Genomic DNA, 20,660 nt, shown 5'->3' with positions numbered 1-20,660 from the left:
GAACAGTGCCCGAATCCGTCGACGTCTCCGTCGTCGTTCCAGCCCATAATGCCGGAAACCTGTTGAACGTCCAGGTGGCAGCCCTCGCGTCTCAGGACTACGACGGTCGATTCGAGATCGTGATCGTCGACAACAACTCGACGGACCAATCGGTCGACCGACTCGAGGGTGTGAACATCACAGCGCCCATCCGCATCGTGCGTGCCCATGACGGAGTAGGTCCGGCCTATGCGCGCAACCGGGGAGCGGACGCCGCCAAGGGCGAGCTGCTGCTGTTCTGTGATGCGGACGATGAAGTCCATCACGACTGGGTTCGCAAGATGGTCGAGTTCCAGCGCGCCGGGGCGTACGACATCGTCACTTCTGCCGTCGAGGGACGGAGTCTCAATCCGACGGGCCATCGGAAGATCGCCGAGATCGCTCCTCCGGAGAAGTTTCAGTCGCCGAAGTTCTTCGCACCGATCGTCGTGGGGTGCAGTTTCGGCTGCACCGCGGCGGCATACCGGGCTCTGGGCGGGATCGACGAGACGTATCGTGCGAACGAGGAAGTCGAGTTCGGGTGGCGGGCAGTTCACTCCGGCTACCGAGTGGGCTACTTGCCGGAAGCTCTCGTCGCCTATCGCTATCGAGTCGGCTTTCGGGCGGGCTTCGAACAAGGGACGTCACGCGGGAGCAGTTTCGCGCGTCTCGCACACGCTTTCCCGAAAAGCGGCCTACCGACCCAGTCCGTCACCCGACTCGTTCGCGAACTGCTGTGGCTCGGTGTCACCCGCGGAGCGACGGCCGAGGAGCGCGGACTCCTGATCGGCATCGCCCTCGGTCGTCTCCGCGGGGGAATCACCTACCGCACACTCCGGCCCTAGCCGATCTCGAATCCCTCGGCCGAGGCCATCGCTGCGTCGAGCGCCGAACCGACTACGCCCAGCGCTTCGATTGTCGTCATGTTCGCGTGCGTGGCGTCGACGTCGACATTGTCGATGCTGCCGCTCACGTACGGCGACCACTGCAGAGCCGCGTCATCCGCAGACGGGTGATCGCGTGCTGCAGAGAAGAACAGGAGATCGCCCTCGAGTACCGGTGGCGAATAGCTGTTGATCTTTGCCGCACTGGACACGGCATCCTGGTAGAGATTCGACACCTGCTGCTCGTCGAACATGTCGAACTCGGCCATGACGGCCTCGACCACCTGGTGCCGGGTGTCCTCGCCGCGCAGGTCGGTGAGCTCACGAAGCCCGCCGATTCCGAGGGCCCGCAGGTTGTCCGCGAATTCCTCTGCGAATACCGTTTCGTCGACCGTCGGGAGACTGTCGAGCATTGCGACCATTCCGACAGCGTGCCCGGACGCTTGCAGAGCAGTGGCGATCGCGTGCGCCAGCACCCCGCCGAAGGACCACCCCAGGAGATGAATCGGTCCGGTCGGTTGCACGCGCAGAATCTCACCGGCGTAGAACTCGGCTTGTTCTGCCATCGTGCGCAGCGGCGCCGATGCACTCCGGAGCAACGGGAGCTGGAGGCCGTAGACCGGCCGGCCCACAGCGGTGGTCTCTGCCAACGCGGCATAGTTCCACGCCAGACCGATCATGGGGTGGATACAGAACAGGGCCGGGCTGCTGCCGCCGGCACGTAGGGAAAGAACCGTCGCCAGAGGATCGACCACCGGCTCCGCGGAGCGGGTCGCCTCGTGGATACGACGCGCCAACAGTTCTACGGTCGGTTCGGTCAGGACCCACTGCACCGACACCGCGGCACCGCAGCGCGACCGAATCCGAGCAGCCAACTTGGCCGCGAGGAGCGAGTTACCGCCCAGCTCGAAGAACCTGTCGTCCAGTCCGACATCGTCGAGGCCCAGGACATCGGCCACCGAGTCCGCCACAGCGGCTTCGAGTTCTGTTGTCGGCGAGCGGAACTCGACCCTGATCGACTCGGGGTCGGGAAGTGCTCGACGATCGAGCTTTCCGTTGATCGTCAACGGGAGCGCTTCGAGCACCACCAACGCGTCGGGAACCATGTACGACGCCAGGCGTCGGCCGAGACCGTTCCGCACGAGGTCGAGGTCCACGTCGGCGGCGGCGTCCGGCACCACGTAGCCGACGAGCTGCGATCCGAGATGGTCGTCCTCCCGGAAGACGGCGACCGCCTGCGCCACGCCGGGAGCGGACAGCAGCGCGGATTCGATCTCACCGAGCTCGATCCGGAATCCTCGCAGCTGCACCTGCGAGTCCGCACGGCCTGTGTAGTCGAGGGTCCCCTCCGGCGTCCACCGAGCCAAGTCGCCGGTGCGGTACATGCGGGTGCCGAGTCCGACGAACGGATCGGCCACGAATCGCCCAACCGTGAGTCCAGCGCGGCCGAGATAGCCGCGCGCGAGTTGTACGCCGAAGACGTAGACCTCACCCACCACGCCGACGGGGACGGGGCGTAGTCCTTGATCGAGAACGTAGGTCCCGAGGCCGTCGATCGCATTACCGATCGGGTGTCGCGTGCCCTCGTCGATACCGTGCACCTCGTGATGAGTCACGTGCACCGTTGTTTCGGTGATTCCGTACATGTTGCTCAGGCGCGGGTTTTCGCCTCCGTGCGAGTCGAACCAGCTGGTGAGCTTGCTCGGATCGAGGGCCTCGCCGCCGAACACTATGTGTCGCAGTGCCGTCGGTGACGTCGATGCGGTCCGCTCGGCATCGATGAACTGATAGAACGCCGACGGCGTCTGACTGAGCATCGTGACTCGTTCGCGCGCAACGAGCTCGACGAAATCCTGGGGCGAGCGTGACGTGGCGTGATCCACCACGACGAGGGTGCCGCCATGCAGTAGCGGTCCCCAGATTTCCCAAACGGAGAAGTCGAATGCAAAGGAGTGGAACATCGTCCACACGTCAGTGGGTCGGAAATCGAACGTCCGAGTGGTGTGACGAAACAGTCGTACGACGTTCTCGTTCGGCACAGCAACACCCTTGGGGGTACCGGTGGAACCGGAGGTGTAGATGACGTAGGCGAGGTCCGCGCCGCTGCGCACCGAGGCGGTCCTCGGCACCGGAGATTCCTCGCCCTCTCCGTCGTTCCCGGTCACGTCCTCCCACACGATCACCGGCACACCGAACTGGGTGTAGGACGCCCCGCCGTCGCGGTCGGTCAGCACACACACCGGTCGTGCGTCCTCGATCATGAAACGCGCCCGATCCATCGGCAGTGACGTGTCGACGGGAAGGTACCCGGCACCGGCCTTCAGCACGGCAAGTAGGCCGACGACCATGTCCACACCGCGCGGCAGTGCGATGGCCACCAAGGCCTCGCGCCTCGCGCCGTGATCGGCGAGGGTGCGAGCCAATCGTTCTGCGCGAGAATCGAGTTCACGGTAGGTCACTCGTGCATTCCCGAACACGATCGCCGTTGCATCGGGTGCCGCGAGCACCTGCTTCTCGAACAGTGAGATCAACGATTGATCTGAATCACTCGGTGCTGCTTCGTTTTCGGTCGAGCCGTTCCAGGTCTGCAGAACCTGCGTTCGCTCGTTCTCGTCGAGAATGTCGATCGACCCGGCCGTCGCCGATCCGTCGACCACGGCGTCGAGCACTCGGGTGAATCTGGTGATCATCGACGCTGCCGCGTCGGCGTCGACCAGATCGGCGCGGTACTTCAGAGTGAACGTGATATCGGCGTCGGCAACGACCACCATGGTCAGCGGGTAATGGGTCGCGTCCTTCGTGTCGACGCCGAGAACGGTCATCCCGTCGATCGAACTTGCCGCGGACAACCCCGATTTGTCGATCGGGTAGGACTCGAACACCACCAGTGTGTCGAAGACAGCCGCCGGGCCGACGGCCTGTTGGATGTCGGTCAGACCCACGTAGTGGTGATCGAGTAGCTCGGACTGCTCACGCTGCGTACGGCGCACCAGATCCTCGATGCTGGTGGTCTCGTCCTGGGTGAACCGAACCGGAACGGTGTTGATGAACAGACCGACCATGGATTCGATGCCGTCCAGCTCGGCCGGTCGCCCGGACACCGTGGTGCCGAACACCACGTCGTCGCGAGTGAGCAAGCGCGAGAGCAGGATTCCCCATGCCACCTGTACGAGGGTGTTCATCGTGACACCGAGTTCCGACGCGCGCCCGGACAACCGGGCGGCGTCTTCCCCGCTCACGACCAGCGTCCTCTCGGCAATGTCCGGGGCACCGCCAGCACCGTTGGTGCGCTGAGAGATCAGCGTCGGATCGTCCAGTCCGACGAACGCCCGGCGCCACGCGTTCAGCGAATCGTCGATGTGCCGGGTGGACAACCAGGCCAGGAAATTGCGGTACGGACGGACCCGTGGCAGAACGGATGTCTCACCGCGCGTCGCGTAGAGAACCAGCAGATCTTTCATCAGAATCGGCATCGACCAGCCGTCGAGCAGGATGTGGTGGCTGGTCACACCGAGCGTCCAACGATCCGCTGCGATGCGCACCAACAGGAATCGGATGAGCGGCGGGGCCGTCATGTCGAACCCGAGTGCTTGCTCGCTGCTCAACAGCTCGGCCGCCGAGGTCGATTCGTGTTCGCCCGCTGTGAGATCGACCGTCCGCCAGGGAACGCGAACCGAGTCGACGACGACCTGGACAGCATTTCCGGTCTCGTCGCGCAGAAATGCCGTCCGCAGGTTCGAGTACCGCTCGAGAATGCGATCTGCCGCAACGTGCAGTCTTGCCGGATCGACGTCACCACCGAGGTGCAGCTGAATTTGCGTGGTGTACACGTCGGTCGTCGTCTCCGAGATCGACGCGTGGAAGAGCAGACCGTTCTGCAGAGGCGACAGTGGCCAGATATCGCTCACCGTCGGCAGTTGCGCCTCGACCTGCTCGATACCGGCTTGAGAGAGTTGCACGAGCGGCAGATCCGACGGCGTCAGACCTCCGGCACCGTCTTCTCGCTCGTGCGCGACGAGAGAGCGCAGGGCGTCGCCCCAGTGCTGAGCCAACGCCTGCACATCCGACTCGGACAGCAGGGTCGTCGGGAACCCGAAGTCCGCGGTCAAGCGTCGCCCGACGACGACGGCGTTGATGTCGATCGGAGCCATCGCCGGAGCGTCCACGTCGGGCGTCCCGGTCAGATCACCGAGGTCGCCGGCCGGAATCCACCCGACCTCGGCCATGCCCTCGGGTATGTCGGCGGCCGAGACGCGTCCCAGGTAGTTGAAGCTGATCTGCGCATGCGCCGCCGACGGCGGAGCGAACTCGGGGTCGCCCATGTACCGCAACAATCCATAGCCCAGGCCCTTGTCCGGAATCGCTCGCAACTGTTCCTTGACCGATTTGATCAGTGCACCTGCGGCCGAGCCACCGGACAAGGCGTCACCGATGTCGATGGAGTCGAGCTCGAGTCGAACTGGATAGATACCGGTGAACCAGCCGACGGTTCGGGACAGGTCTGCCCCGGGTGCCAACGATTCCTCGCGTCCGTGGCCCTCGAGTCTGATCAGGACCGACGTGGACTGATCGCCGCGCTCACCGCGCCAGCGTCGTACTGCGAGCGCCAGCGCAGCGAGAAGCACATCGTCGACGCCGGCGTTGAACGCGGTCGGTACCGCAGCCACGACGGCCTCGGTCGTCGCCTCGTCGACCTCGATGTGCACCTTGCGCACCGTCGATGCCAAGTCCACCGCCGGATCGAACGCTCGTGTTCCGACGGTCGGCTCGACGCCGTCGAGAACGGAGTTCCAGTACGGCAATTCGGCTCGACGTGCATCGGATGCGGCGTTGTCGGTCAGGGCGTGTGCCCACCGCCGGAAGGAGGTTCCGGTCGCTTCGAGGGAGGGGACGGTACCTTCCGACACCTGAAGCCAGGCCGAAATCAGGTCCGGAACGATGATGCGCCAGGAGACGCCGTCGACGACGAGGTGATGCGCGGCGACGATGAGCCTGCCTGCGTCATCGGTGCGTTCGCCCGTCGGAGAAGTCGGATCGAGCCACACGAATTCGACGACTCGGCCGGCCGCCGGATCGAGACGACTCAGCGCGCCGTCGAGTGCGGTCGCCGCGAGAGCGCGACGCTCTTCGTCTCCGATGGCAGGGTCCACGGGCGTTCGGGAGACCGCTGCGGCTACATCGACGGTGCCCGGCGCGCGGGTGGTGAGCATCCACTCGCCGTCGGCATCGCGACTCAACACAGCGCGCAACATGTCGTGTCGGTCGACCACCGCGGCGAGGGTGGCAACGATCTGATCCTCGGCGATGCCGACAGGGAGTTCGAGCGCGAGGTTCTGGGTGAACCGGTCGAAGCCGCCTGTGCGCTCGACCATGAAGCCGACGGCTGGAGTCAACGGAATCGGTCCGACGCCGCCACCGGGCAGTTCCTTGAGTATCTCGGCAGCACCCGATTCGACGATCTCGGCCAATGCCGCGACAGTTCTGAGCTCGAACACGTCCCGCGGCCCGAAGTGCAGGCCGCGGGCTCGGGCACGCGATACCAACTGGATGGAGACGATGCTGTCGCCGCCGAGGGCGAAGAACGAGTCGTCGACCCCCACGGACTCGACACCGAGCACCTCTGCGAACACCTCGCACAGAGCCCGCTCGGTGTCCGTGGACGGCTCCCGGCCCACAGATGTCTCGAACACCGGTTCCGGCAATGCATGTCGATCCAGCTTGCCTACCGGGGTCAGTGGCACCTCGTCCACCACGACCACCGCCGCGGGAACCATGTGCGTGGGAAGAGCCCGCCCGACGTGGTCACGAAGATCGGACGGCTCGAGCTGAGCTCCCGCGCGCATTCGTACGTACGACACGAGCGCGGTGCCGCCCGAAGGCAACGTCCGTCCGAGTGTGGCGACGAAGTCCACTCCCGGGTAGGTCGAGATCACGGAATCGATCTCACCGAGCTCGATACGGAATCCGCGGATCTTGACCTGGAAGTCCGAGCGGCCCACGTATTCGATCACACTGCGGCCGTTGCTTTTTCGCCACCGTACGAGGTCGCCGGTGCGATACATCCTGGTTGCCGCGTCACCGAACGGATTCGCGACGAAACGCTCGGCCGTCAGTCCGTAACGCCCGAGATATCCTCGCGAGAGCTGAATACCGGCGAGGTAGAGCTCGCCGGTGACGCCGAGCGGCACCGGACGCAGACGCGAATCCAGGACGTACGACGCCATCCCCCGGATCGGCCCGCCGATCGACAACAGGTCGTTCGGCGTCAGGGCATCGCTGATGTTCGTCATGATGGTGGTCTCGGTGGGGCCGTAACCGTTGAAGAACCGAACGTGGGTGGACCAGCGCTGCACCAGTTCGGGTGTGCACTGCTCACCACCGGCGATCACGACGTCGAGACTGCTCACCGCGGCGGGATCGATCGAGGCCAGCACTGTCGGTGTCAGGAACGTGTGCGTCACCGACTCCCGCGTGATCAGCGCCTCGAGTTCTCCGCCGCCGTACGTGCGCGGAGGCGCGATCACCAGGGTGGACGCCGAGGCAACCGCAAGAAGCAGTTCGAGAACCGAGGCGTCGAAACTGGGCGACGCGAAGTGCAGCGCACGGGAGCGCTCGGTGAGTTCGTACCGCTCGCACTGCTCGGCGGCGAAGTTCGCCAGGCCGCGGTGTGTCACCACGACACCCTTCGGCTTTCCGGTCGAGCCGGAGGTGTAGATGACGTATGCGGCGTCGTCGGTCTGCGCGGGGCGAATCGAATCCGGCTGCACCACTGCGGTGTTCGACTGCCTTCCGGCATCGATGACGATCCAGTCCACATCGGTCGGCAGCGAGTCGACGACATCCGATGTCGTGAGCCCGACCTGCACACCGGAGTCGGCGAGCATGAAGCGAACGCGATCGTTCGGATAGTCGGGATCGACGGGCACGAACGCCGCGCCGGACGCCGTCACGGCCCACACCGCGGTCACCGACTCGATGCTGCGGCGCACTGCTACGGCCACCATGGTGCCCGGTTCGACACCTCGAGCGATCAGAATGGCCGCGATCGCTGCGGACGTCTCGTCGAGCTCACGGTAGGTCACCAGGTCACCACCCTGTGCCAGTGCGGCTCCGTCGGGGTTCGCCACAACAGCGTCCGACATCAGATTCGCGAGCGTGCGCGCGGGCACGGTTCCCTCGGGTCCGCGTATCAGGTCCTGCACCTCGTCCGGTGCCGACAACTCGATGTCGCCGACCACCGTGTCGGGATCGGCCGCTACTGAGGACAGCACCCGCACGAGGCGTGCGGAGATCTCCTCGACTGTTTCGGCGTCGAACAGGTCGGTGGCATAGGTGATGACGCCCGCAATCCCGTCGGGGCTGCCGTCGAGCAGCGCACGCTCGGACATCGTGAACTGCATGTCGAACTTGGCGGTCGTGTCCTCGATCTCGACACCGGCGATCACGAGACCGGGCAGCTCCAACGAGCCCGTAGCCGGGTTCTGGAACGAAAGCGCGATCTGGAAGAGCGGGTGGCGGGACTGCGAGCGTTCCGGGTTCAGCCTTTCCACAAGCCGCTCGAAGGGCACGTCGGCGTGTGCGAACGCGTCGAGATCCGCGCGCCGCACATCGTTCAACACTGTCGTGAACGAACTGCTGGGCTGCACGTAGCTCCGCAGAGCGAGGGTGTTGACGAACATTCCCACCAGGTCGTCCAGTGCTGCGTCCCCACGCCCTGCGATCGGGGTGCCGATGACCACGTCATCGGTGGCCGCCAGCCGGGACAACAACACGGCGAGCGCTGCGTGCACCACCATGAACAGGGTCGAGCCGTTCTCGCGTGCCATCCGGCCGAGGGCTCCGTGCAGGGAAGCGTCGATCTCGAATCGGGCCGCCGCTCCCCTGTTGCTCGTCACCGGCGGACGAGATCGATCCGTGGGTAGTTCCACGCGGTCGGGGATGCCTGCCAGCGTGCGAGCCCAGAAATCGAGCTGCTTCGAAAGCACCGAATCAGGGTCGGACTCCTCCCCCAGAACTCGACGCTGCCACAGCGTGTAGTCCGCGTACTGCACCGCCAGCGTCGGCCAACCCGGCGCTGAACCCGCGCTGCGGGCCGAGTACGCCACTGCCAGATCTCGTGCCAGCGGACCCATCGAGAACGCGTCTCCGCTGATGTGATGCACCACCACGGCAAGTACGTGCTCGTGTTCACCGATCCGATAGAGCCACGCTCTCAGGGGCACCTCGACCGTCACGTCGAACGGCGCGCTCACCGCGTCGGTCAGAACGGCGACCAGCTCGTCCGGTCGGACGGCGACGGGTAACAGATCGGGGACGACGACATCGTCGGTCAGCACCGATTGCCTTGCCCGACCGTCGGTTTCGGGGTACACAGTGCGCAGCGATTCGTGCCGCTGCACGATGTCCGCCACGGCACCTTGCAGCGCGGCCACGTCCAGCTCGCCCGTCAGTGAGATCGCCAGCGGGAGATTGTCGACCGCTGAGGCGGTGTCGAACTGGTTGAGAAACCACATCCGCTGCTGGGCGTAGGACAGGGGGATTTCGGTTGGACGTTCGACCGGCCCGAGGGCGGGCACGTCATGATCCGAGGACAACGACGTCACCGCAGCCGCGAACGCGGCGACGGTCGAGGCCTCGAACAGCGTCCGAACGGGAACGCGCCATCCTGCCGCAGCACCCACCCGTGCAACGAGACGAGTTGCGATGAGGGAGTTGCCGCCCAGCTCGAAGAAGTCGTCGTCGAGACCGACGCGGGCAACGGTGAGAACGTCACCGAATGCTGCGGCGACGATTTCCTCGACAGGCGTCGACGGTGCGCGATACTCCCGACTGTCGATCGACGGTGACGGGAGCGCACGACGGTCCAGCTTGCCGCTGGAGTTCAACGGCAGCGTGTCGAGAACGACGAATGCAGCCGGAATCATGTAGGCCGGCAACAGGTTCTTGGCGAATTCACTGAGCGACGCTCGGTCGGGCGCGGCACCGACGGTCGGCACGACATAGGCAACCAGCTGGTCACCGGTGGTGGTCGCCACGACGAGAACGACAGCCTGGTTCACCTCGCGCGATGTCAGCAGGGCAGATTCGATGTCGCCGAGCTCGATGCGCTGACCGCGGAACTTGACCTGAAAGTCGGTGCGGCCGATGTAGTCCAGCACACCGTCGGATCGACGTCGAACCAGATCGCCGGTGCGGTACATCCGCCCTCCGGATCCGCTGACGTCGGCGACGAAGCGGTCCGACGTCAGGTCCGGGCGGGCGACGTAACCGCGGGCGAGTTGCTCACCCACGAGGTACAACTCGCCCTGCACACCTGCGGGCACCGCGTGCAGACGACGGTCCAGTACCAGTGCGCCGACATTCCATTCCGCCAGGCCGATCGGTACCGAGCCGCGGGAATTCGGTTCTGCGCGATGGTAAGTGACCGACACCGCAGCCTCGGTGGGGCCGTAGAGGTTGTGCACTCGAGCGGAACTGACGCGAGCGAAATCGGTGACGGTTTCCGGCGGCAAAGCCTCGCCGATGACAAAAACGTCACGCAGCGAGGCACAGTCGTCGGCGCGCGCGTGGGCGGCGAACACGGTGAGCATCGAGGGGACGAAATCCGTGAGCGTCACTCCGTGACGGGCGATCGAGGCCGAGATGTACTCCGGATCGCGGTGTCCGTCCGGCGTAGCGAGAACGATGTGTCCTCCGGTTCGCAGCGGGAGGAAGAAGCCCCACACGGAGACGTCGAAGGTGGTCGCCGTCTTCTGGAGATAGACGTCGGTGTCGGTCAAGTCGTACTGCGCCGCCATCCACGCCAACTGATTCTCGACCGCGCGATGGGACACCGCGACACCCTTCGGGTTTCCGGTGGAGCCGGAGGTGAAGATGACGTACGCGGGACTGGACGTGTGCAATGTCCGTAACTCGTCCGCGCGCAACGGAGAACCGTCGATCGCCGGATCGAGGGTGTCGACGGCGATCGAATCCGGACCCGTCGAGTCGGACTCGGTATCGGCCGAGAGAGTCAGCAGACACAGCGGTTCGGCGGTGGCGAGGATGTGAGATCTGCGTTCGCTCGGCAGGTCCGGATCGATCGGGACGTACGCACCGCCCGCTCGAACCACGGCATAGATCGCCACCAACAGCTCGATCGATCGTCTGATCGACACGGCGACGAGCGCCTCGGGCCCGACACCGTGCGAGATCAGGTGTCGCGCCAACGCATTGACCCGGTGGTCGAAGTCCGCATAGGTCAGCGTGACGTCCTCGAATGTCACCGCCGGTGAATCGGGGGTGGCGGATACCTGCCGGACATAGGCGTCGAGGATCGTCCGGTCCGGTACCGCTACTGCATCGAGGGCAGAATGCTCGGTGGACAGTGCCCGCTCTGCGGCGTCGAGCAGGTCCACATCGCCGACCGGAAGCGTAGGCGCATCGGTGAGCCGAGCGAGCAGGCGGACGAAGCGGTCGGCAATTCCACGTACCGTCGCCTCGTCGAACAGATCCGCGGCGTAGGTGAACGTTCCTGCAAGCGCGTGCTTTTCGGTACCGGCGGCGCGGTCCTCCAAGACCAGCTGCAGGTCGAACTTCGCTACCACTTCGTCGAAATCCAGTGCAGCGACCGTCAACTCCGGCAACTCGAGCGTGCCCGTCGCCTGGTTCTGGAAGAACAGAGCGACCTGGAACAGCGGGTGCCGGTCACCGGAGCGGACGGGATCGAGCACCTCGACCAGGCGCTCGAACGGAAGGTCGGCGTGCGCGAACGCTTGCAGATCGGCTTCGCGGACCTGGGCGAGCAGCTCCGAGAATGTGTGGGACGGATCGACGGAGGTGCGCAGGACGAGCGTGTTGACGAACATTCCGATCACGTCGTCGAGGGCCTCTTCACCTCGACCGGCGATCGGCGATCCTACGACCACATCCGTGGAATCGGACAGCCGGGCGAGCAGCACTGCGAATGCGGCGTGCACCACCATGAACGGCGTGGCCCCGTTCTCGCGGGCGAGACGCCCGATTGCGGCCGTCGACGACGCGTCGATGTCGAACCCGAGTACTCGACCGACTCCCGACGCGTCCATCGGGCGGCTGCGATCGGTGGGTAGGCTCAGTTGGTCGGGCAGACCTTCGAGAGTGGACTTCCAGAACGAAATTTGCCGATGCGCAATCGAATCGGGGTCGTCGTCGGACCCGAGGACCTCGTGCTGCCAGAGTGTGTAGTCGGCATACTGCGTGGCCAACGGTTCCCAGCCGGGTGCGCTACCTGTGCTGCGAGCGACGTAGGCGGTCATGATGTCTCGCACCAGCGGCGCGACGGACGACCCGTCGGCGGTGATGTGGTGGGCCACCAGCACGAAGACGTAGTGGTCGGATCCCAATTCCAGCAAGTGCAACCGCACCGGAACCTGCTGTGTCACATCGAAACCTGCGAAAGCCAGCTCCTGGACCCGACGCGCGACATCATCGGCCCCGATCGATTCGACCTCCAGCGTCACTCCGCTATCCGACGCGGCCCGCACCACCTGATGTCCGGTTCCGTCCACCTCGGGGTAGTACGTGCGCAGAGATTCGTGGCGGTCGACGACGTCGGTGATCGCGGAGGACAGAGCCGGGACATCGAGAGTTCCGCGCAGTTCGATGGCGGCCGGGATGTTGTTCGCTCCCGACGCCGTGTCGAAACGGTTGAGGAACCACATCCGCCGCTGGGCCAACGACAGTGGGATCCGCTCGGGCCGCTCTCGCTTCGCCGACAACGGCTGCGGTCCGTTCGCGGAGTCGTCGCCATCGGACGAGGCATTCTCCAGGTGAGCGGCGAGGGCCTGTACCGTCGAGTACTCGAAGACGGTGCGGGCCGGCACTCGGGTTCCGATCGCGGTGCCCAGGCGCGCGGCCAATTGCGTTGCAATCAGAGAGTTTCCACCGAGCTCGAAGAAATCGTCGTCGGCACCGACACGATCCATTGCGAGAAGCGCACCGAAAGTCTCCGCCACGGTGATTTCGAGCGGCGTCGAGGGGGCACGGAATTCCGCCGCAGCGAAAACCGGAGCGGGCAACGCGGCCCGGTCGAGCTTGCCCACCGGCGTCAGCGGAATCGCGTCGAGCGCGATGATCATCGACGGGACCATGTGTCTCGGAAGATGCTGTGTTGCAACGGAAAGGAGGGCTTGCTCGTCGAACGCCCCCGACACCGAAGGCAGCACGTAGGACACCAGGGCGGTGGCTTTCGACGGGGTCCGCCGGCCGACCGTCACAGCGAACTCGACGCTCGGGTCGGCGGACAGGACGGAGTCGATTTCACCGAGCTCGACGCGGAAGCCGCGGATCTTGACCTGGAAGTCGTTGCGGCCGATGTATTCGACCACCCGCTCGCCTTCGTCCACTCGCCAGCGCACGACGTCTCCGGTGCGATACATGCGCTCGCCGTCCGCGCCGAAGGGACATGCGACGAAGCGGTCCGACGTCAGGCCGAGCCTGCGGTGGTATCCACGAGCCAATCCCGGTCCGGCCAGGTACAACTCGCCTGCCACCCCGTCGGGTACGGCGCTCAGGGCGGCGTCGAGGACGTAGGCGGACATGCCGCGAATCGGCCCGCCGATGGTCACCCGCTCGTTCTCGGCGATGGGTCCGCCGATATTGGTCATGATCGTCGTCTCGGTCGGCCCGTAACCGTTGAAGAAGAGCCGGTTCGGTGCCCATCGGTTCGCCAGCTCCGGCGGGCATGCTTCTCCGCCGACGACGACGGTCTGCAGGCTGGGAACCTCTGCCGGGTCGATCGATGCCAGCGCCGCCGGAGTGATGAAGGCGTGGCTCACGTTCTCGGCGCGGACGAGCGCTTCCAGATCGTCTCCGCCGAGGATCGTCGGAGGTGCCACCACCATCGTCGAACCGCGGCCGATGCTCATCAGGAGTTCGAGGACGGACGCGTCGAAGCTCGGTGACGCGAAATGCAACACTCGTGACTGCGCCGTGAGCGAGTAGCGATCGATCTGTTCCTGGCAGAAGTTGCCGAGACCGGAGTGGGTGACAACGACACCCTTGGGCAGACCGGTCGAGCCCGAGGTGTAGATCGTGTACGCCGGGTGCGTCGGCTCCAGCACTCGAGCCCGGTCCTCGGCCGCCACGGGCTCGTCGGACAGTGCGGTGAGACTCCGAACGACGGCGGAGTCGTCGATCACCAGCCATTCGACCTCGGTGGGCAGGTACTCGCGCACCGCACCGACGGTCAGCCCGAGCAGAACGCCGGAGTCGGTGACCATGTGCCGGACTCGGTCTGCCGGGTACGTCGGATCGATCGGCACGAATGCGGCCCCGGTCTTGGCCACCGCCCAGAGAGCCAAGACGGACAGATCGGAACGTGGGATCGACAGAGAGACGAAGTCTTCGGGGCCGACGCCTCGCGCGATCAGCAGGCGGGCGAGGGCAGACGATCGAGCGTCGAGCTCGGCGTAGGTCCATCCTCGACCGTCGAAAACGAGGGCAATCTCGTCGGGGCCGAGTTCGACTGCCGAGGCGAGCAGTTGAGGGAGGACCGGGGTGCGCGGGCGTCGTCGTTGAGCCGGACGCTCGCGCCGCGCTGGACGTTCCCTCGCTCGAGTGCCGCCACCGCTACCCGTCGGCTTTTCGTTGACAGTCGCTTGTTCTCTCGGTGACTGGGTACCCATTTGTCGGTCGAACTCCTCACATCGAACGGCACGCGGCCGCCCGCATACTTCAGGTAGATCGTGCACGCCGATCGGTTTGCGGTCCGACGGTACGCACCAACGAATGTATCGGGCCGCGCGCTCGCATTGTTACCTGCAAACTGACGGCCGGTCCTGGCTGTACTTCCTGGAGTCCGTTATCCCGCCCCGGCTCGGCGATCAGCGCGACATCCAGCCTTGGAGGACAGGTCCGATCTCTGCCAACGCCGATGTCGATGCCATTTCCCAGTGAGTCGAAGCGACTCGCACCACAACTGGTTCTGCGTCGACGAATCCGCTCCACGACGCCGCACCGGCCAGACCGGTGGGGTCATCGACGGCGGATGCGAAATACAGCAGCTCACCATCGAACGTTGCCGGCTCGTAGGCCTGAAGTATCGCCGCAGACCGCTCGATTCCATCGACGATGTTCTCGACTCGTTCTCGCGACAACCCATCGAACGGCGCGGGCAGCGTTTGCAGCAGTTCCATTGCCGAATCGATCGACAGTTCCGCCACGTCGGTCTCACGGCCGGAAGAGACGCCCAGTCCACCGAGCATCTCCCCCATGGTGACCTGCCGCTCGACGAGATGAGTGGTTCGGGACAACACGAACGAATCCATCATCGCCAGCGTCGATACCGTCTCGCCGAGACCACGCAACTTCACGGCGATGGCATGGGCGATGACGCCGCCCATCGACCATCCCAGCAGGTGGTACGGCCCGGTCGGCTGAATCTCGAGAATCCGATCGACGAACGTAGCGGCCCACTCGTCGATCGTGGCGGGCAGCTGGCCACCACCGAGTACCGGAGATTGAAGGCCGTAGATCGGGTGCGCCGTGTCGACGTAGGGCGCGAGTGCCCCGAACGCCCACGACAGTCCCACGATCGGATGCACACAGAACAACGGTTCGCTGCTACCACCGCGGCGAAGCGCGATGACGGGCTCGAGCCCGGTCCCCTCGGCATCGGATGTGTCGAAACTGCGGGCGGCATCGATCCGCGACGCCAACGACGCGACCGTGGAATCGGAGAACAACCACGAGACCGGCACCACCGTGTCGTCGAGCAATCTTCCCAATCGGGACACAAGCTTCATGGCCGAGAGAGAATTTCCACCGAGTCCGAACAAGTCGTCGTCCAGACCGACCCGTTCGACTCCCAGCACCTCGGCGAACACGGTTGCCACCGACTCTTCGGTCGGGGTGGTCGGTGGACGGAACTCACGGACCTCGAAGACCGGATCCGGCAGCGCTCGGCGGTCGAGCTTTCCCGCCGGGTTCAGTGGAAGCGATTCCAGGAGAACGAAAGCCGACGGAATCATGTAGGACGGAACAAGAGAACCCAGCGCCGCCCTGACGTCATCGGTGTCGACCACGGCATCGGCTGCCGGCACGAGGTAGGCAGCAAGTAGGTCTCCGGCGGCCGAATCGGATACCACCACCACTGCCTGGCCGATGCCGGAAAGACTCGTCAGGGCGGTCTCGATCTCCCCGAGCTCGATCCTCTGACCGCGAAACTTGACCTGAAAGTCGGTTCGGCCGAGGTAGTCGATACGGCCATCTCCCAGAATCGACCAACGCACGAGATCGCCGGTCCGGTACATGCGATCGCCGTTGGTTCCGAACGGATCGGCCACGAACCGTTCGGACGTCAGGTCGGGGCGCGCGACATACCCTCGGGCCAGCTGCACACCGACCAGATACAGCTCACCGGGCACCCCGGCGGGGACCGGCCGTAGACGCGAATCCAACACTCGCACAACGGTGTTCCATTCCGGCACACCGATCGAGACCGAACCGTCACCGCTCGTGTCGACGTCAGCCGACACGTCACGGTAGGTTACCGACACCGCAGCTTCGGTCGGGCCGTACAGGTTGTGCACTCGCGCGCTCGTGACCGCTCGACAGGCCGCCACCGTCCGCGAAGGCAAAGCCTCGCCGATGACAAAAATGTGCCTGAGCGACGAAAGGGATTCGGCCGCAACGGTTTCGGCGAAAACACTCAACATCGACGGTACGAAGTCGGTGACGGTCACTCGATGCCGCGAGACCAGGTCCGCCAACACGTCGACCTCACGCTGCGCACCCGGCGGGGCGATGATCAACCGACCGCCGGTCCGTAGGGGAAGAAAGAACCCCCAGAGTGACACGTCGAATGTCGTTGCCGTTTTCTGCAGGTACACGTCCGATTCGTCGAGTTGGTACTGATCGGCCATCCAAGTCATCTGATTGACGATGGCCCGGTGGTCGACGGCGACGCCCTTCGGTCGGCCCGTCGATCCCGACGTGAACAGGACGTACGCGAGATCGGTCGGGCGAGGGCGTGAGAACGCGCACGGGGCACCGACTCGCTTCAGCTCGTCGATCCGCAGCAGGGGCACACCATGGCCGGTGGTGAATTCGTCTGCGCTGGTGACGAGTACGGCCATCGGATCTGCTGTGGAGAGGATGTGATCGTTTCGCTCGATCGGTTGATCGGGGTCAAGAGGAACGTATGCCGCACCGACCCGCAGCACCGCGTACATACCGACGAGCAGTTCGATCGACCGCCTCATCGCCAACCCGACCAGCGCGCCGGGGCCTGCACCGTCCTGATGCAACCGCTGCGCGACGGCATCGACCCGAGCAGAGAACTGAGCGTAGGTGAGCGCGTCGTCTCCGAAAACCACGGCCACGGCATCGGGCGTTGCGGCAACCTGACGATCGAATCCGTCGAGCAGGACATCCTCGCCGGGCACGCTCGTATGACGAGTGTCGTTCCACTGACGCAGTATTCGGTCCTGCTCGGAGTCCGACAGGATCTCGAGATCACCGGACGGCAGCTGCGGATTCTCGGTGCAGGCATCGAGCAACGCAACCAGTCGGTCCCCGAACGTGACGACGGAGTCCTCGTCGAACAGATCGGTCGAGTACAGCAGTTCACCGGAGAGTCCCCCGGCCGACTCGGTGACCGTCACCTGTAGGTCGAATTTGGCCGAGAACGGCGCGGACCCGAACCGGGACACCGTCAGTCCGGGAAGCTCGAACGAACCTTCGGAGAAATTCTGGAAGAACAGCGCGACCTGCACCAGGGGGTGCCGGCTCTGTGATCGGACCGGATCGAGTACCTCGACCAGATGCTCGAACGGGACATCCGCATTGTCGAACGACTCGACATCAGCGGCTCTCACCCGGCGCAGAACGTCGGAGAACGACTCGTCACCTGCCACGTGCGAACGCAGCACCACGGTGTTGACGAACATGCCGACCAGATCGTCGAGCGCGGCATCTCCACGTCCTCCCACCGGCGCTCCGACGGCGACGTCGGTGGAACCGGACAGCCGCGAGAGCAGTACCGCCAATGCGGCGTGCACCACCATGAACGGAGTCGCGTCGTGGGTGTGCGCGAGTTCGACCATGCGCGTGTAGATCTCGGACCCGACCGCGAACGGGGTCAATCCGCCCCGCCCGGATGCCACCCGCGGCCGCGGACGATCCCACGGCAGCTGCAACTGCTCCGGCATATCGGCCAGCTCGGATTTCCAGAACGCGATCTGTCGGGCGATCGACGAGGTCGGATCGTCCGCCGAACCGAGCATGTCGTGCTGCCACAGCGTGTAATCGGCGTACTGCACGGCCAGTGGCTGCCAACCCGGTGCACTTCCGGCGGCGCGAGCGACGTACGCGGTCATGACATCTCGTGAGAGCGGACCCATGGACAAGCCGTCCGCAGAGATGTGATGCGCGACGAAAGCGAGCACGTATCGCTGCTCGGAACTACCCGGATCGGCTATCTCGAACAACCGCACCCGGAAAGGGATTTCCTTCGTCACGTCGAATCCCCGTGACAGGAAGGCACCTACCGCGTCGAACGCCGCGTCGTGTGACGTCGTGACGACCTCCATGGCGACCTCGACATCGGACGGTTCCAGGATCTGCTGGAATCCCGTGCCGTCGAGTTCCGGATAGACGGTGCGCAACGACTCGTGCCGAGCGATCACGTCGACGACAGCAGCACGCAGCGCATCGGAGTCGAGAGCACCGGTCAGTTCGAGGGCAACGGGGACGTTGTTCATCGCCGACGCAGTGTCGAATTGGTTGAGGAACCACATACGCTGCTGTGCGGGCGACAGCGGAATGTGTTGTGGGCGTGGCCTCGAGGAATCGAGCTGCGTCAGCGTGACGGCCTCGGCCGCATCGATCGACGCCGCCAAGGACTCGACGGTGGCGTTCTCGAAGAGCATCCGCGGCCTGACTCGCCGACCGAGGGTGGTACCGATACGGGCCGCTGCCTGCGTCGCGAGCAGCGAGTTGCCGCCCAAGGAAAAGAATTCGTCGTCCAGACCGACCTCGTGGGCACCGAGCAGATCGGTGAAGATCGCGGCGACGGTGATTTCGGTCGGACTCGTCGGTGCACGAAACTCGCGAGCGGCGAACACCGGTTCCGGAAGAGCGGCTCGATCCAGCTTGCCTGCAGGTGTCAGCGGAATGGCCTCGAGCACCGTGAGCGTCGACGGCACCATGTGCGTGGGCAGGTATTGCGAGGCGGCCTCGAGAACCCGATCGACATCGAGATCCGTCCCCGCGTTCGGTAGAACATATCCGACCAATTCGGTTGCACCGGAATCACGTCGGTGGCCGATGGTGACGGCGAAGTCCACCCCGTCCACGGCCGCGAGCACCGCGTCGATCTCACCGAGTTCGATCCTGAATCCTCGCAGTTGGATTTGCGCGTCGTTTCGCCCGATGTATTCGACCACTGGTCCGGTGTCGCTCTGCCGCCAGCGAACGACGTCGCCGGTGCGGTACATGCGAGAGTGCGACGCATCCCCTTCCGCGGCAAACGGATTGGCCACGAAACGTTGCGCCGTGAGCCCCATGCGCTCAACGTAGCCGCGAGCCAATCCCGGCCCGCTCATGTACAGCTCCCCCACCACTCCCATGGGAACCGGGCACAGTCGGTCGTCGAGAACATGACTGGCCATCCCCTGCGTGGGCGAGCCGATCTCGACTGTTCCACGTGCAACGAGCGGGGCCGAGAGACTGCAGATGACGGTTGCTTCGGTGGGACCGTAGGCGTTGTGGAACTGTCGGCCGTCGGACCAACGCCCCATGAGTTCTGCGGTGAAGGTCTCCCCGCCCACGCCCAGCACGCCGAGCTCGGGTATGTCCCCGGATTCCATCGTCGCCAGCGCAGCCGGCGTGATGATCGCGTGGGTGATTCGATGCTGCACGAAGATTTCGGCCAATTCCGATCCGCCGTAGATGCCGGACGGAACGATCACCATCATCGAACCGTTCGCGATCGCGATCAGCAGTTCCAACACGGACGCATCGAAGCTCGGTGAGGCGAAATGCATTGTGCGGGAAGCCGCGGAGGTCTTGAATGTATCGGCGAACGTAGCAGCCAGTGGTGCCAGTCCGGCATGCGTGACCGCGACACCTTTGGGCATGCCTGTCGAGCCGGAGGTGTAGATCACGTAGGCAAGATTGGACGGCTGCAGCGGTGCCCGACGGTCCTGCGGTGCGATGGGCTCTGCAGAGAACTGTTCCAACAGTTGCTTCTCGTCGGATCCGTCGAGGGCGATCCACGACACCCCGGCGGGCAACTCGTCGATACCGGTCGACGTCGTCAGTCCCCATCGAACTCCGGAGTCGGTGACCATGTGCGCTATCCGCCCGGGCGGATAGCGCAGATCGATCGGCAGGAATGCGGCACCGGACTTCGCAACGGCCCACACCGACGCCACCGAATCGATCGATCGATCCAACGCGATTGCCACCAGATCCTCCGGCCCGACGCCGTGAGAGATCAACAAGCGGGCCAACTTCGACGACCGCGCGTCGAGTTCCTCGTACGTTGCCGAATCGTCGCCGAAGACGAGCGCAGTGCCTGTCGGATTCTTCTCGACCGCGGCTGCGAGCAGGGCCGCCAACGTCGGCACCCGTGCAGGGCGATTGCGGGTGGGCCGGGGACGTCGGACACGTCCTGCCGATCGCCCTGCGGCACCGGACGGACTCGTCCCCGATTCATCCGAACTCACTCAACACTCCTCATCGGTGGCGCTTCCACGTAGCCGCCTCGGGGACACTCACGAAGAACGCCCGAGG

3 protein-coding genes are annotated in these 20,660 nt (G+C 65.0%); 1 reads left to right on the top strand and 2 read right to left on the bottom strand.

Going from position 1 to position 20,660, the window contains the following annotated elements; all coding sequences use genetic code 11:
• Positions 1-5 precede the first annotated feature (5 nt).
• Positions 6-863 (top strand): glycosyltransferase, encoded by an 858-nt coding sequence (locus ACNEOT_RS10975; protein ID WP_415974023.1) that lies wholly within the window; start codon positions 6-8, stop codon positions 861-863.
• Here the strand turns inward: ACNEOT_RS10975 and ACNEOT_RS10970 are convergent.
• Positions 860-14,548 (bottom strand): amino acid adenylation domain-containing protein, encoded by a 13,689-nt coding sequence (locus ACNEOT_RS10970; RefSeq protein ID WP_415974022.1) that lies wholly within the window; start codon positions 14,546-14,548, stop codon positions 860-862. The two genes, ACNEOT_RS10975 and ACNEOT_RS10970, sit on opposite strands and share 4 nt — an antisense overlap.
• A gap of 198 nt (positions 14,549-14,746) precedes the next feature.
• Positions 14,747-20,593 (bottom strand): amino acid adenylation domain-containing protein, encoded by a 5,847-nt coding sequence (locus ACNEOT_RS10965; RefSeq protein WP_415974021.1) that lies wholly within the window; start codon positions 20,591-20,593, stop codon positions 14,747-14,749.
• Between the last annotated feature and the right edge of the window lie 67 nt (positions 20,594-20,660).

This window comes from Rhodococcus sp. 077-4 (genome assembly GCF_047782425.1).
In the GTDB taxonomy this organism is placed as follows: domain Bacteria; phylum Actinomycetota; class Actinomycetes; order Mycobacteriales; family Mycobacteriaceae; genus Rhodococcoides.
Note: the sequence above shows the minus strand (reverse complement) of the source record. Positions and strands in the feature narration are given on the sequence as shown.